General features: G+C 70.1%; 14 protein-coding genes. 12 read left to right on the forward strand and 2 right to left on the reverse strand.

The features are described 5' to 3' along the window. Positions 1–10 precede the first annotated feature (10 nt). Together AAG688_RS08485 and AAG688_RS08490 are read left to right on the forward strand one after the other, a co-directional pair. Positions 11–439: a type II toxin-antitoxin system RatA family toxin gene (locus AAG688_RS08485; RefSeq protein ID WP_411831817.1), complete on the forward strand. Its 429-nt coding sequence runs from the start codon at positions 11–13 to the stop codon at positions 437–439. Beyond that, a complete protein-coding gene (locus tag AAG688_RS08490) occupies positions 440–694 on the forward strand; it encodes an RnfH family protein (protein ID WP_411831818.1) in 255 nt (84 codons plus the stop codon). A 92-nt stretch (positions 695–786) separates the two neighbouring features. Here AAG688_RS08490 and AAG688_RS08495 read toward each other — a convergent pair whose 3' ends face one another. Beyond that, positions 787–1179 (reverse strand): outer membrane protein assembly factor BamE, encoded by a 393-nt coding sequence (locus AAG688_RS08495; RefSeq protein WP_411831819.1) that lies wholly within the window; start codon positions 1177–1179, stop codon positions 787–789. Between the two features lie 119 nt (positions 1180–1298). On the opposite strand from AAG688_RS08495, the gene fur reads away from it, so the two are divergent. After that, positions 1299–1703 carry a ferric iron uptake transcriptional regulator gene (fur, locus tag AAG688_RS08500; protein WP_411831820.1) on the forward strand — a complete coding sequence of 135 codons (405 nt, stop codon included), beginning with the start codon at positions 1299–1301 and terminating at the stop codon, positions 1701–1703. Between the two features lie 125 nt (positions 1704–1828). Here the strand turns inward: fur and recN are convergent, their stop codons facing one another. Further along, the gene (recN, locus tag AAG688_RS08505) at positions 1829–3502 is read right to left on the reverse strand and encodes a DNA repair protein RecN (protein ID WP_411831821.1); all 1674 of its coding nucleotides are present in this window, start codon (positions 3500–3502) and stop codon (positions 1829–1831) included. Positions 3503–3597: 95 nt separating this feature from the next. On the opposite strand from recN, the gene hrcA reads away from it, so the two are divergent. The 9 genes from hrcA (at position 3598) to carA (ending at position 14078) form a co-directional block, all read left to right on the forward strand. Beyond that, positions 3598–4647, forward strand: a complete 1050-nt coding sequence (gene hrcA, locus AAG688_RS08510; protein ID WP_411831823.1) for a heat-inducible transcriptional repressor HrcA — start codon at positions 3598–3600, stop codon at positions 4645–4647. 43 nt (positions 4648–4690) lie between these two features. Next, positions 4691–5209, forward strand: coding sequence for a nucleotide exchange factor GrpE (gene grpE / locus AAG688_RS08515; RefSeq protein WP_411831824.1), 519 nt, complete (start codon positions 4691–4693; stop codon positions 5207–5209). Positions 5210–5485: 276 nt separating this feature from the next. Continuing rightward, positions 5486–7408, forward strand: a complete 1923-nt coding sequence (gene dnaK, locus AAG688_RS08520; protein WP_411831826.1) for a molecular chaperone DnaK — start codon at positions 5486–5488, stop codon at positions 7406–7408. A gap of 144 nt (positions 7409–7552) precedes the next feature. Next, complete coding sequence (gene dnaJ, locus AAG688_RS08525) at positions 7553–8680, forward strand: molecular chaperone DnaJ (RefSeq protein WP_411831827.1); 1128 nt, start codon at positions 7553–7555, stop codon at positions 8678–8680. A gap of 58 nt (positions 8681–8738) precedes the next feature. Next, entirely contained in the window at positions 8739–9848 is a 1110-nt protein-coding gene (locus tag AAG688_RS08530) for a prephenate dehydrogenase (protein WP_411831828.1), read from the forward strand. Between the two features lie 72 nt (positions 9849–9920). After that, complete coding sequence (locus AAG688_RS08535; RefSeq protein WP_411831829.1) at positions 9921–11123, forward strand: PLP-dependent aminotransferase family protein; 1203 nt, start codon at positions 9921–9923, stop codon at positions 11121–11123. 7 nt (positions 11124–11130) lie between these two features. Next, positions 11131–11829: an MOSC domain-containing protein gene (locus AAG688_RS08540; RefSeq protein WP_411831830.1), complete on the forward strand. Its 699-nt coding sequence runs from the start codon at positions 11131–11133 to the stop codon at positions 11827–11829. Positions 11830–12037: 208 nt separating this feature from the next. Continuing rightward, positions 12038–12757: a 4-hydroxy-tetrahydrodipicolinate reductase gene (gene dapB, locus AAG688_RS08545; RefSeq protein ID WP_411831831.1), complete on the forward strand. Its 720-nt coding sequence runs from the start codon at positions 12038–12040 to the stop codon at positions 12755–12757. 190 nt (positions 12758–12947) lie between these two features. Beyond that, positions 12948–14078 carry a glutamine-hydrolyzing carbamoyl-phosphate synthase small subunit gene (carA, locus tag AAG688_RS08550; protein ID WP_411831832.1) on the forward strand — a complete coding sequence of 377 codons (1131 nt, stop codon included), beginning with the start codon at positions 12948–12950 and terminating at the stop codon, positions 14076–14078. Positions 14079–14093 lie beyond the last annotated feature (15 nt).

Consider the following 14093-nt stretch of genomic DNA (forward strand, 5'->3'; position numbering starts at 1 on the left):
CGCGAGCCAAATGCCTACCATCCGCCGCAGCGCCCTGGTCGAACACTCGGCCGCCCGCATGTTCGACCTGGTCAACGACGTCGCCGCCTATCCCCGCCGTTTCGCCTGGTGCCGGGAAGCGCGCCTGATCGAACAGGCGGGCGACCGGCTGGTCGCGCGGCTGGATCTGGGATTGGGCTCGCTGCGCACCTGGTTCACCACCGAGAACACGCTGGATCGGCCGCACCGCATCGACATGAAGCTGGTCGAAGGCCCGTTCCGCACGCTGCACGGGCAGTGGGATTTCCACGCGCTGGACGAGTCGGCCTGCAAGGTCACGCTGACGCTGGACTTCGAGCCGAGCAGCCGGCTGCTGGCGCCGGCGCTGGCGCTGGGGTTCCAGGGACTGGCGGACCGGATGGTGAACGATTTCATCCGGGTCGCCGACCGGGGCGACTGAATGCGGGTGGAAGCGATCCGCGCTTGGCCGCGCCGCCACCAGTCGGTGATGCTGGAGCTGCCGGAAGGCGCCACCGTCGCCGATGCGCTGCGCGCCTGCGGCTGGGCGGGCGAGGAGTGCGCCTGCGCGGTTTTCGGCGTCGTCGTGGCCGCGCAGGCGCGGCTGGCCGATGGCGACCGGCTGGAACTGCTGCGGCCGTTGCAGGTGGATCCGAAGGAGGCGCGCCGCCGGCGCGCGCGCAAGCCGGCGGCGTAGGGCGGGGCTTGCTCCGCTGCTTTCCCGGATCAAGCCAAGGCGCAGCCGGGCAAGCTCGGCTCTACAGACGGATGGCGGGTCCGGGGCCGCGATCAGCGGCGGCGGCCCTTCTTCTTGTCCTTGGCCAGGTTGGGGCCGAACTTGCGCACGTCCCTGGACAATTGCAGGTCGTTCTCGGGGAAGTATTCGCCTTCCCAGCTGGCCAGGCTGTTGCCGTCGAAATGCAGGGTGAGGTTCTTGACCTCGGTGGTGCCGCGGCGGTTGGTGCGCTGGCTGGCGGTGTAGTCCCAGCGATCGGCGTGGAACGGATCGGCGATCGAGGGCGAACCCAGCAGCGCCTGCACCTGCTGCTTGCTCTGGCCCGCCTGCAACTGATCCACCGCGGCCTTCTCGAGGAGACTGCCCTGGTAGATGGGTTGCTTATAGAGGATGCCGCAGCCGGCGGTGGCGGAGGCGAGCAGGGCGACCAACAGGAATTTGCGCATGGGTAACGGCATCGGACCGGCGATGGAAAAACGTGCCCGATGATACACTTCCGCGGACCGCCGCAACCGCACTTCAGGCAGCTGGCGCTAAACCGCCAATGAACGGAGACGCCCCCTCTATGGAATCGCAGGAACTACGCAAGGTCGGCCTCAAGGTCACGCATCCGCGCATGCGCATCCTCGAGCTGCTCGAGCGCGAAGGCGCCGCCCACCACCTCAGCGCCGAGGACATCTACCGGCAACTGCTGGAGCACGGCGACGAGATCGGCCTGGCCACCGTGTACCGCGTGCTGACCCAGTTCGAGGCGGCCGGCCTGGTGCTCAAGCACAACTTCGAGGGCGGGCAGGCGGTGTACGAACTGGATCGCGGCGGCCACCACGACCACATGGTCGATGTCGATACCGGCAACATCATCGAGTTCGAGAGCCCGGAAATCGAGAAGCTGCAGCGCGAGATCGCCGCCCGGCACGGCTACATCCTCGAGGAGCATTCGCTGGTGCTGTACGTGCGGAAGAAGCGGTGATTCGGGATTGGGGATTGGGGATTCGCAAAGGCGGGGACCCAGTGTCTTTGGCTTCAAGGCATGGAGTCGCTGGATCCCCACCTTCGCGGGGATGACGGCAAAAAGGAGATGACGGCGAGAGTGGCCTATCTCGCCGTGGCTTCCGCCAGCAGCCGCTTCGCGGCGGCGCGGGCTTCCTTGCTGACTTCCACACCACCGAGCATGCGCGCCAGTTCCTCCTCGCGCTGCTTGGCGTCCAGCGACTCGACCGCGCTCTGGGTCATGCCGTCCACCGGCGCCTTGCTGACGCGGTAGTGGGCGTGGCCCTGCGCGGCGACCTGCGGCAGATGGGTCACGCACAGCACCTGCCGCTGCGCGCCGAGCGCGCGCAGCTTCTGGCCGACGATGTCGGCGACCGCGCCGCCGATGCCCGAGTCCACTTCGTCGAACACCATCGTCGGCACCGCGTCCAGGCCCAGCGCGGCCACCTCGATGGCCAGCGACACCCGCGACAGCTCGCCGCCGGAGGCAACCTTGCGCAGCGGCCGCGGCGGCTGGCCGGCATTGGCGGCGACCATGAACTCGACGCGCTCGCCGCCGGCCGGATCGGGACGATCGTCGGCATTGGCTTCCAGCGCGATCTCGAAGCGGCCGCCGCCCATGCCCAGCTCGCCGATCAGCGCGGTGGTGGCCTTGCCCAGTTCCTGCGCGGCGCGCTGGCGGCTGCGGCCCAGTTTGTCGGCGGCCTTGCGCCAGCCGGCGCGGGCGGCCTCGATGTCGGCGTTGAGCTGGACCAGCCGCTCGCCGGCGCCGCGCAGGCTTTCCAGTTCGGTCTGCAGCGCGTCGCGGTGGGCGGCCAGTTCCTCCGGCAGGATGCGGTGCTTGCGCGCCAGGTCGTGGATGCGGCCGAGCCTGCGCTCAAGCTCGTCGAACTGCGCCGGATCCGCGTCGAGGTCGTCGCGGACCTGCGACAGCAGCGCCAGCGCCTCGTCGAGCTGGATGTGCGCGTTCTCCAGCAGGCCGTCGACCTCGCCCAGCCGCGGCTCGTGTTCGCGCAGGCGAGACAGGTCGTGGCGGCTCTGTCCGAGCAGTGACAGCAGCGCCGGGCCGTCGTCGCCGCCCAGGCGCTCCAGCGCCAGGTCGCAGGCCTGGATGAGGCCGGCCGCGTGCGCCTGCCGGCGGTGGTTGGCGACCAGCGCCTGCACGCTGGCCGGGGCCAGGTCCTCGCGCTGCAGTTCGCCGAGCTGGTGCTCCAGGTAGTTCAGGCGATCGGAGACGTCGCCCTGGGCGGACAGCCGCTCGCGCTCGCGCAGCAGCGCGTTCCAGTGCGCGGCGGCCTGCCGCACCGCCTCGCGCTCGGCCTCGTTGCGGGCATAGGCGTCGAGCAGTTGCAGCTGGCTGTGGCGGGCCATCAGCGCCTGGTGCTCGTGCTGGCCGTGGATCTCGACCAGCCGCGCGGCCAGTTCCGACAACTGGGTCAGGGTGACGCTGCGGCCGTTGATCCAGGCGCGCGAGCCGCCGTCGGCGCGGATGATCCGGCGCAGCTGGCACTGTTCGCCGTCGTCCAGTTCGTTGTCGCGCAGCCAGGCCCGTGCCGGCGAACCTTCGGCCGGCTCGAACTCGGCCGACAGCTCGGCGCGCTCGGCGCCGTGGCGGACCACGCCGCTGTCGGCGCGCAGGCCGGAGAGGAAACCCAGCGCATCGACCAGCAGCGACTTGCCGGCGCCGGTCTCTCCGGAAATGACGGTCATGCCGGGGCCGAACTCCAGTTCGGCGGCGCGGACCACGGCGAAATCCTTGAGGGCGAGATGTCTCAGCATGGGGCGCGATTGTAGGGCCTGCCGGCGCAGCGGGTGAGACGGCCGCGGCGTCGCCTCGTCTTGCAAAGGCCGGCCGCGCTCGCTATCTAGGAGGCATGTCCGTCCCATCGCCCCCGCTGGACCCGCGCGCGCGCCAGTTGCTGCGCACGCTGATCGCCCGCTACATCCACGACGGCGAGCCGGTCGGCTCGGCCACGCTGGCCAGGTGCGCCGGACTGGAGGTCAGCCCGGCGACCATCCGCAACATCCTGGCCGAACTGGAGGAGGTGGGCCTGCTCAGCTCGCCGCACACCTCGGCCGGGCGGGTGCCGACCGCACAGGGCTACCGGGTGTTCGTCGACAGCCTGGTGCAGGTCAAGTCGCTGGGCGAGGGCGAGGTGGCGCGGCTGCGCGCCGAACTGCCGACCGGCGCCGGTACCCAGGCGCTGCTGGGCAACGCCTCGGAGCTGCTGTCGGCGATGACCCATTTCGTCGGCGTGGTCAGCGCGCCGCGGCGCGAGCAGTTCGCCTTCCGCCACATCGACTTCGTGCCGCTGGACGGCAGGCGGGTGCTGGCGATCCTGGTGTTCGCCGACAACGACGTGCAGAACCGGGTCATCGAGCCGCGCCGCGCCTACGAGCGCTCGGAACTGGAGCGCATCGCCAACTACCTCAACGCGCACTTCGCCGGCCGTTCGATGGCCGACATCCGCGCCACCCTGCTGCGCGACCTGCGCGCGGCCAAGTCGGAGATGGAGACCCTGCTGAGCCAGGCGGTGGACCTGGCCGAGCAGGCGCTGGTGCCGCCGGGCGACGACGTCGTGCTGGCCGGGCAGACCAAGCTGATGGGCGCGCAGGGACTGTCGGACCTGGAGCGGCTGCGCGACCTGTTCGAGACCTTCGCCCGCAAGCGCGAGATCCTGCAACTGCTGGAGCGCACGCTGCGCGCGCCGGGCGTGCGCATCTTCATCGGCGAGGAGACCGGGCTGGCGCCACACGACAGCGTCTCGGTGGTGACCGCGCCGTACATGGCCGGCGGCCAGGTGCTGGGCGTGCTGGGCGTGATCGGCCCGACCCGGATGGCCTACGACCGGGTCATCCCGGTGGTGCAGGCCGCCGCCGACGTGCTGGGCGCCGCCTTGAATCCCGAGCCGCCGGCCCCATAGGTGTCCGGTCACGCGGCAGGATGCGCCGCCACGGAAACCCGCAATGAACCCGAACGAACAAGATTCCGCCCCCGACCCGAGCGCCGAGCAGCAGGACACCGAGAACCTGCTGCAGGCCGAAATCGAGACCCTGCGCAACGAGCTGGACCAGTTGCGCGCTTCCGTCCTGCTGGAGCGGGCGGACCTGGAGAACCAGCGCAAGCGCGTGGCCCGCGACGTCGAGCAGGCGCGCAGGTTCGCCAACGAGCGCCTGCTGGGCGACCTGCTGCCGGTGTTCGACAGCCTGGACGCCGGCCTGGCCGCGGCCGGCGAGGGCGCCAGTCCGCTCAAGGATGGCCTGGAGCTGACCCTGAAGCAGCTGATGAAGGTCACCGGCGACAACGGCCTGAGCGTGCTCGACCCGGCCGGCGAGGCGTTCAACCCCGAGCACCACCAGGCCATCAGCCAGGCCGACGCGCCCGGCGCCGCGCCCGGCAGCGTGGTGCAGGTGTTCCAGAAGGGCTACCTGCTCAACGGCCGCCTGCTGCGCCCGGCGCTGGTGGTGGTGGCCAGGCACGACTGACGCTTTCCGCTTTTCCCCTTCCCCTTCAAGGGGAAGGCCGGGATGGGGATGGTTTTCCCGGCCGTTGCAGTCGACACACTGACCGAACAGCCAACACCCTCCCCACCCAACCCGCCCGGCCTTCGCGCATAGCGCTCAGGCGTTCGGGCCGATGCGAGCCGGTGGCTCGCAAGCATCGGCCCTCACCCCCTTGAAGGGGAGGGCTTCAGCCCCACATCCGACTCATCAATCCGGCCACTGGCCGGCCAACACCAGAATTTCTAGGGAGCACCCCACATGGGCAAGATCATCGGCATCGACCTGGGCACGACCAACTCGTGCGTGGCGATCATGGACGGCGGCAAGGCCCGCGTCATCGAGAACTCGGAAGGCGATCGCACCACGCCCTCCATCGTCGCCTACACCAAGGACGGCGAGGTGCTGGTCGGCGCCTCGGCCAAGCGCCAGGCCGTCACCAACCCCAAGAACACCTTCTTCGCGGTCAAGCGACTGATCGGCCGCAAGTTCACCGACGCCGAGGTGCAGAAGGACCTCGGCCTGGTGCCGTACTCGATCGTCCAGCACGACAACGGCGACGCCTGGGTGGCTACCAGCGACGGCAAGAAGATGGCCGCGCAGGAAATCTCCGCCAAGGTGCTGGAGAAGATGAAGAAGACCGCCGAGGCGTTCCTGGGCGAGACCGTCACCGAGGCGGTCATCACCGTGCCGGCCTACTTCAACGACAGCCAGCGCCAGGCGACCAAGGACGCCGGCCGCATCGCCGGCCTGGACGTCAAGCGCATCATCAACGAGCCGACCGCCGCGGCGCTGGCCTACGGCTTGGACAAGGCCGGCGGCGACCGCAAGATCGCCGTCTACGATCTGGGCGGCGGCACCTTCGACGTGTCGATCATCGAGATCGCCAACGTCGACGGCGAGAAGCAGTTCGAGGTGCTGGCCACCAACGGCGACACCTTCCTCGGCGGCGAGGACTTCGACAAGCGCGTCATCGACTACCTCGTCGAGGAATTCCAGAAGGACCAGGGCATCGACCTGCGCAAGGACCCGTTGGCGCTGCAGCGCCTGAAGGACGCCGCCGAGCGCGCCAAGATCGAGCTGTCCACCTCGCAGCAGACCGAGGTCAACCTGCCGTACGTGACCGCCGACGCTTCCGGTCCCAAGCACCTGAACATCAAGCTGACCCGCGCCAAGCTGGAAGCGCTGGTGGAAGACCTGGTGAAGAAGACCATCGAGCCGTGCCGCACCGCGCTCAACGACGCCGGCCTGCGCGCCAGCGACATCGGCGAGGTGATCCTGGTCGGCGGCCAGACCCGCATGCCGAAGGTACAGCAGGCGGTGGCCGAGTTCTTCGGCAAGGAGCCGCGCAAGGACGTCAACCCCGACGAGGCGGTCGCGCTGGGCGCGGCGATCCAGGGCGGCGTGCTGGCCGGCGACGTCAAGGACGTGCTGCTGCTCGACGTGACCCCGCTGTCGCTGGGCATCGAGACCCTCGGCGGCGTGTTCACCAAGATCATCGAGAAGAACACCACCATCCCGACCAAGGCCTCGCAGACCTTCTCCACCGCCGAGGACAACCAGTCCGCGGTGACCGTGCACGTGCTGCAGGGCGAGCGCGAGCAGGCCCGCTTCAACAAGTCGCTGGCCAAGTTCGACCTGTCCGGCATCGAGCCGGCGCCGCGCGGCATGCCGCAGGTGGAGGTGTCCTTCGACATCGACGCCAACGGCATCGTCCACGTCACCGCCAAGGACAAGAAGACCGGCAAGGAGCAGAAGGTCGAGATCAAGGCCGGCTCGGGCCTGTCCGAGGACGAGATCAACCGCATGGTCGCCGACGCCGAGGCGCACCGCGAGGAGGACAAGAAGTTCCACGAGCTGGTGCAGGCGCGCAACCAGGCCGACGGCCTGATCCACGCCACCCGCGGCGCCATCGCCGAGCACGGCAGCAAGGTCGGCGGCGAGGTCATCGGCCAGGTCGAGTCGGCGCTGGCGGATCTGGAAACGGCGATGAAGGGCGACGACAAGGCCCAGATCGAAGCCAGGACCAAGGCCCTGGAAACCGCCAGCCAGGCGCTGTACGCGGCCGCCAGCGCGGCCGGCCAGCCCGGCGCGGAAGCCGGTGCCGGCAACGCCGGCGGCCAGGCGGCCGACGACGTGGTTGATGCGGAGTTCACCGAGGTCAAGGACGACGACAAGAAGTAAGGCGGGAATAGGGAATGGGGAATCGGGAATAGGAACGGCGATGCTGAGGCACGCGTACCAAGACCCTGGTTCCCCGTTCTCGTATCCGTCGTCCGAGAACCGCTTCGGACCATTCCCCACTCCCCATTCCCGATTCCCGGCTCCATGAGCAAACGCGACTACTACGAAGTCCTGGGCGTGCCCCGCACCGCCGGCGACGATGAGCTGAAGAAGGCCTATCGCCGCTGCGCGATGAAGTTCCATCCGGATCGCAACCCCGGCGACAAGGCGGCCGAGGCTTCGTTCAAGGAGTGCAAGGAGGCCTACGAGGTGCTGTCGGACGCGGCCAAGCGCCGCGCCTACGACGCTCACGGCCATGCCGCGTTCGAGCACGGCATGGGCGGCGGCCAGGGCGCGCCGGACATGGGCGACATCTTCGGCGACATCTTCGGCGACATCTTCGGCAACATCTTCGGCGGGGGTGGCGCGCGCGCGGCGCGGCGCGGCGCCGATGTCGGCTACGTGATGGAGCTGGATCTGGAGGAGGCCGTCGCCGGCGTCGAGAAGCGCATCGAGATCCCGACCCTGGCCACCTGCGAGCCCTGCAAGGGCTCCGGTTCGGAGGACGGCAAGACCGAGACCTGCGCCACCTGCGGCGGCCGCGGCAACGTGCGCATGCAGCGCGGCATCTTCGCCATGCAGCAGGCCTGCCCGGCCTGCGGCGGGCGCGGGCAGACCATCCGCAACCCCTGCAAGAGCTGCCACGGCGCCGGGCGGGTGGAGGACGAGAAGGTCCTGTCGGTCAAGATTCCGGCCGGCGTGGACAACGGCGATCGCATCCGCCTGACCGGCGAGGGCGAGGCCGGCCCGCCCGGCACGCCGCCGGGCGACCTGTACGTGGAAGTGCGCGTGCGCGAGCACGCCATCTTCCAGCGCGACGGCGACGACCTGCACTGCGAGGTGCCGATCCGCATCTCCCAGGCCGCGCTGGGCGACACCGTGCGCGTGCCCACGCTCAACGGCGAGGCCGAGATCCGCATCCCGGCCGAGACCCAGACCGGCAAGCTGTTCCGCCTGCGCGGCAAGGGCGTGCGCTCGGTGCGCAGCCGCAGCGAGGGCGACCTGTTCTGCCGCGTCGTGGTGGAGACGCCGGTCAACCTGACTTCCGAGCAGCGCGAACTGCTGGAGAAGTTCGAGGCGACCTTCAGCGGCGACGAGGCGCGCAAGCATTCGCCCAAGTCGGCGACCTTCCTCGACGGCGTCAAGGGCTTCTGGGACCGGATGACCTCCTGACGGCCCCGGCGCGGCGCGCCGCGAATTCCTACAATGCGGTTCCACACGGGAGCCGCGCATGCAGCAGACACCTCGGATCGGCATCGTCGGCCTGGCCGGCGCCTACGGGCGCTGGCTGCAACGGTTCTTCTCCGAACGGATGGGGCTGGAGGTCATCGGCCACGATCCGGCGGCCGGGGACTCGGTAGGCGAGCGGGAACTGCTCGACGGCGCGGACGTGCTGATCTTCTCGGCGCCGATCCGCCATACCGTCGGCATCATCGAGCGCTACGTCGAACTCGCCGGTGGGCGCGAGCAGGGCCGGCTGTGGCTGGACGTCACCTCAATCAAGGACGCGCCGGTGGCGGCGATGCTGCGCTCGCGCGCCGAGGTGGCAGGCCTGCACCCGATGGCCGCGCCGCCGAAGGCGCCGACGCTGAAGGGCAGGGTGATGGTGGTGTGCGAGGCGCGGTTGTCGCGCTGGCGGCCGTGGCTGCAGGACTGCCTGCGCGCGCTGGAGGCCGAGTGCGTCCCAGCCACGCCGCAGCGGCACGACCGGGTCATGGCGCTGGTGCAGGCGATGGTGCACGCCAGCCACCTGTCACAGGCGGCGGTGCTGCGCGACTACGCGCCGGAGCTGGGCAGCCTGGAGGCGCTGATGCCGTTCCGCTCGGCCTCCTTCGAGATGGACGCGGCGATCATCGCGCGCATCCTCTCGCTCAACCCGGCCATCTACGAGGACATCCAGTTCGGCAACCCGCACGCGCCGGACATGCTGCAGGCGCTGGGCGCGCAGCTCGGGCGGATGGCCGCGCTGGTGCGCGCCGGCGACGAGGCGGCGCGCGGCGCGTTCCGCGAGGAGTTCCTGCACGCCAGCCGGCAGGCGATCGGCGAGCGCGCGCTGGCCGCCGGCAACTACGGCTTCGAGCGGCTGGGCTACCTGCTCGCCGACCTGACCGAGACCCGCAGCCTCGGCGTGCACCTGCCGGAGGACCGGCCCGGTTCGCTGCGCGCGCTGCTGCACGTGTTCGAGCGCCACGGCGTGAGTCTGTCCTCGATCCATTCCTCGCGCACGCCGGAGGGGCAGGTGCATTTCCGCATCGGCTTCGACGCCGGCTGCGACCCGGCCGCGCTGGCGGCGGTGGCCGACGAGATTGCAGCCAGCGGCATCGGCCACGTGCTGGAATGATGCGCCGCCGCGGTACGGCTGCGTACTGAGGGCGGGGAGGGCAACGGCGGCCGCAGGCGGTACACTATCGGCATGGCCAATCAATTCACTCTTTCCCAACGTGCGCAGGCGCTGACCAGTTCGGCGATCCGCGAGATCCTCAAGGTCACCGAGCGTCCCGAGGTGATTTCCTTCGCCGGCGGCCTGCCGTCGCCCGCGACCTTCCCGATCGCGCGCATGCGCGAGGCGACCGACAAGGTGTTCGACGAGGCGCCGCAGGCCGCGCTGCAATACGGCCCGACCGAGGGCTACACGCCGCTGCGCGAGTGGATCGCCGCGCGCCACAGCAAGGGCGGCGTCACCATCCGGCCCAGTCAGGTGCTGATCACCACCGGCTCGCAGCAGGGCCTGGACCTGCTGGGCAAGGTGCTGATCGACGAGGGCAGCAAGGTGCTGGTGGAAACGCCCAGCTACCTCGGCGCGTTGCAGGCCTATTCGCTGTTCCGTCCGGCCTTCTCGGCGATGGCCTCGGACGAGCAGGGCCTGATCGTCGAGTCGCTGACCGGCGAGCAGCTGCAGGGCGCGCGCTTCATGTACTGCCTGCCCAACTTCCAGAACCCGACCGGCCGCCGCCTGCCGCTGGAGCGCCGCCAGGCGCTGGTGAAGAAGGCGCGCGAGGCCGGCGTGCCGATCGTCGAGGACGATCCGTACGGCGAGCTGAGCTACGAGGGCGAGCAGCTGCCGAGCCTGCTGTCGATGGATCCGGACAACGTGATCTACATGGGCTCGTTCTCCAAGGTGCTGGCGCCGGGCCTGCGGCTGGGCTACCTGATCGCGCCGGAGGCGCTGCACGGCAAGCTGGTGCAGGCCAAGCAGGCGGCGGACCTGCACACGCCCTCGTTCTCGCAGCGGATCGTCTACGAGGCCTTGCAGGGCGACTTCCTCGACCGGCACATCCCCGAGATCCGCAAGCTCTACGCCAACCAGTGCGAGCTGATGCTGTCTGCGCTGGATCGCTATTTCCCGGCCGAGGCCAAGTGGAACCGGCCGGCCGGCGGCATGTTCATCTGGGTGACCCTGCCCGAGGGCATCGACACCGGCGAACTGCTGGCCAAGGCCATCGAACAGAACGTCGCCTTCGTGCCGGGCGCGCCGTTCTTCGCCACCGAGCCGCAGAAGAACACGCTGCGGCTGTCGTTCGTGACCGTGCCGGCCGAGAAGATCGAGCAGGGCATGAAGATCCTCGGCGCGCTGGTGACGGCGGAAGTGGCCGCCAAGGCGGCCGCGACGGCGTAAGCGCGGCATGGAGGAACGGCTGGCCATCGTGACCGCCGTCCTCTCCGGCCGGGCCGTGGACTTCACCCGGCCCGGCAGCCGCAGCGCGATCGCCAAGACGCCGCGGCAGGGCGCGGTGCAGGTCGGCCCGCTGGGGTTGGACGGCGACGAGCAGGGCGACCTGCGCGTGCACGGCGGCCCGGACAAGGCCGTGCACCACTATCCGTTCGACCATTACGCCGGCTGGCGCGGCGAGCTCGGCGATCATCCGCTGCTCCGGCAGCCCGGCGCCTTCGGCGAGAACATCAGCACCACCGGCGTAGGCGAGGCCGACCTGTGCCTGGGCGATCGCCTGCGGCTGGGCGACGCGCTGGTCGAGGTTTCGCAGTCGCGGCAGCCGTGCTGGAAGCTGTCCGACCGCTTCGCCGTCGCTGACATGGCCCGGCGCGTGCAGGACAGCGGCCGCACCGGCTGGTACTACCGCGTGCTGGAACCGGGCCAGGTGCGCGCCGGCGACGCACTGCGCCTGGTCGAGCGCCCGCATCCGCAATGGTCGCTGGCCCGGCTGATCGAACTGCTGTACCGGCGCACGCTGGAGCGGGAAACGCTGGAGCAGGTGCTGCGGCTGCCGCTGGTGCCGTCGTGGCGCACGTTGTTCGAGCGCAGGTTGGCGCAGGGAAAGACCGAGAGCTGGGACAAGCGGCTGACCGGCGAAACGGCGTCCTGAATCCGTTCCCGCAAGAGCAAGCGCTGGCCGCCGGATTGGAAAATGCGCGGCGAACCCCGACCCGCCGTCATTACCGTGTAGGCGGAGGCGCTCTTCAACAGCCGCCAGGCTGGTCAACCCAGCGCCTTCGCTTCCAGCCGCTTGAAGCGAAGATGGCACCCGCCCGCAACCGGTCGCCAGATATCCCCGGCGTCGCTACCATGCCGGCATGAACGCCACTTCCACCCGCATCCTCATCCACGGCGCGTCCGGGCGCATGGGCCAGGCGCTGCTGCGGCTGGCCGCCGAGCAGCCTGAGCGCTATTCGGTCGTCGCCGCGGTGACCGGGCGCCCGCCCGCGCAGCGGGTCGTCGATGGCGTCCCGTTCTTCGCCGCGGCCGAGCTGGCGGCCGTGCCGGCGTTCGACGCCGCCATCGACTTCAGCCTGCCCGAAGGCTTCGACCCGGTGCTGGCGTTGTGCCGCGCGCGTGGCGCGCCGCTGGTCTCCGGCACCACCGGGCTGTCGGAGGCGCAGCGGCAGGCGCTGGCGCAGGCGGCCGAAGGCATCGCGCTGGTGTGGGCGTCGAACTTCAGCCTGGGCGTGGCGGTGCTGGCCGAGCTGGTCGAACGCGCCGCCGCGGCGCTGCCGGGCTGGGACTGCGACATCGTCGAATCGCACCACGTGCACAAGAAGGACGCGCCCTCGGGCACCGCGCTGACGCTGGGACAGTCGGCGCAGGCGGGCGGGGCGCAGCCGCGCTATGCCAGCCTGCGCGCCGGCGACATCGTCGGCGAGCACCTGGTCCAGTTCGCCGGGCCGGGCGAGCGCATCGAACTGGTCCACCGCGCCACCAACCGCGACATCTTCGCCCGCGGCGCGCTGCACGCCGCCGCGCGCATGGTCGGCCGCGCGCCGGGGCAGTACCGGGTCCGCGATCTGCTCGATTGAGCCTTGCGCTGCGTCCGCATGCATTGCTGAACAGGCCCAGCGTTCATCGATGCTGGCGCGAACGGGGCCGCGCCGGTACAATTCCCGCTCGCCTGTTACCCATCGCCACGGACCGGAGAAATGCCGCGTCCGCGGTTTCTTGCAGCCGCAAGTCCGGGAGCAGGGTTCCTCTCACCCCAAGGCGAACCCCGTGACTCAACCCGCAATCCTTGTCCTCGAAGACGGCACCGTGTTCGAGGGCGAATCCGTAGGCGCCAGCGGCCTGTCGGTCGGCGAAGTGGTGTTCAACACCGCGATGACCGGCTACCAGGAGATCCTCACCGATCCCTCCTATGCCCGCCAGCTGGTCACCCTGACCTATCCGCACATCGGCAACACCGGCTGCACCGACCAGGACGACGAGGCCGACAAGGTCTGGTGCGCCGGCCTGATCGTGCGCGACGTGCCGCGCCGGCCGAGCAGCTGGCGCAGCCAGACGCCGCTGCCCGAGTGGCTGATCGCGCGCAGCATCGTCGCCATCGCTGGCATCGACACCCGCAAGCTGACGCGCATCCTGCGCGAGCACGGCGCGCAGAACGGCGCGCTGATGGCCGGCCCGGATCTCGACGTGGAGAAGGCGCTGGAAGCGGCGCGCAAGTTCCCCGGCCTGAAGGGCATGGACCTGGCCAGGGTGGTGTCCACCGACAAGCCGTATGCGTGGCGCGACGGCCAGCTGGATCTGGACAGCGGCGCGTTCGTGCAGGCCGCGCCGAAGTTCAAGGTCGTGGCCTACGACTACGGCGTCAAGCACAACATCCTGCGCATGCTGGCCGAGCGCGGCTGCGAGGTGACCGTGGTCCCGGCGCAGACGCCGGCGGCCGAGGCGCTGGCGATGAATCCGGATGGCGTGTTCCTGTCCAACGGCCCGGGCGACCCGGCGCCGTGCGACTACGCCATCATCGCGATCCGCGAGTTCATCGCGAAGAAGATCCCGACCTTCGGCATCTGCCTGGGCCACCAGCTGCTGGCGCTGGCCGCCGGCGCACGGACGGTCAAGATGCCGCACGGCCACCACGGCGCCAATCACCCGGTCATCGACCTGGACAGCGGGCGGGTGATGATCACCTCGCAGAACCACGGCTTCGCGGTGGACGAATCGACGCTGCCGGCCAACGTGCGGGTCATCCACCGCTCGCTGTTCGACGGCACCAACCAGGGCATCGAGCTGACCGACGCGCCGGCCTTCTCGTTCCAGGGCCATCCGGAAGCCTCGCCCGGCCCGCACGACGTGGCGCCGCTGTTCGATCGATTCGTGGCCGGCATGGAGAGGAGAGGCGGTTGATCGGAAACACAGACC

Origin of the sequence: Pseudoxanthomonas mexicana (assembly GCF_046736355.1) — a bacterium.
Lineage (GTDB): Bacteria > Pseudomonadota > Gammaproteobacteria > Xanthomonadales > Xanthomonadaceae > Pseudoxanthomonas_A > Pseudoxanthomonas_A mexicana_B.

Bases quoted from the DNA above. Each gene is read 5' to 3' on its own strand.
- AAG688_RS08485 (WP_411831817.1), top strand. From the start codon at position 11: ATGCCTACCATCCGCCGCAGCGCCCTGGTCGAACACTCGGCCGCCCGC.
- AAG688_RS08490 (WP_411831818.1), top strand. From the start codon at position 440: ATGCGGGTGGAAGCGATCCGCGCTTGGCCGCGCCGCCACCAGTCGGTG.
- AAG688_RS08495 (WP_411831819.1), bottom strand. From the start codon at position 1,179: ATGCGCAAATTCCTGTTGGTCGCCCTGCTCGCCTCCGCCACCGCCGGC.
- fur (WP_411831820.1), top strand. From the start codon at position 1,299: ATGGAATCGCAGGAACTACGCAAGGTCGGCCTCAAGGTCACGCATCCG.
- recN (WP_411831821.1), bottom strand. From the start codon at position 3,502: ATGCTGAGACATCTCGCCCTCAAGGATTTCGCCGTGGTCCGCGCCGCC.
- hrcA (WP_411831823.1), top strand. From the start codon at position 3,598: ATGTCCGTCCCATCGCCCCCGCTGGACCCGCGCGCGCGCCAGTTGCTG.
- grpE (WP_411831824.1), top strand. From the start codon at position 4,691: ATGAACCCGAACGAACAAGATTCCGCCCCCGACCCGAGCGCCGAGCAG.
- dnaK (WP_411831826.1), top strand. From the start codon at position 5,486: ATGGGCAAGATCATCGGCATCGACCTGGGCACGACCAACTCGTGCGTG.
- dnaJ (WP_411831827.1), top strand. From the start codon at position 7,553: ATGAGCAAACGCGACTACTACGAAGTCCTGGGCGTGCCCCGCACCGCC.
- AAG688_RS08530 (WP_411831828.1), top strand. From the start codon at position 8,739: ATGCAGCAGACACCTCGGATCGGCATCGTCGGCCTGGCCGGCGCCTAC.
- AAG688_RS08535 (WP_411831829.1), top strand. From the start codon at position 9,921: ATGGCCAATCAATTCACTCTTTCCCAACGTGCGCAGGCGCTGACCAGT.
- AAG688_RS08540 (WP_411831830.1), top strand. From the start codon at position 11,131: ATGGAGGAACGGCTGGCCATCGTGACCGCCGTCCTCTCCGGCCGGGCC.
- dapB (WP_411831831.1), top strand. From the start codon at position 12,038: ATGAACGCCACTTCCACCCGCATCCTCATCCACGGCGCGTCCGGGCGC.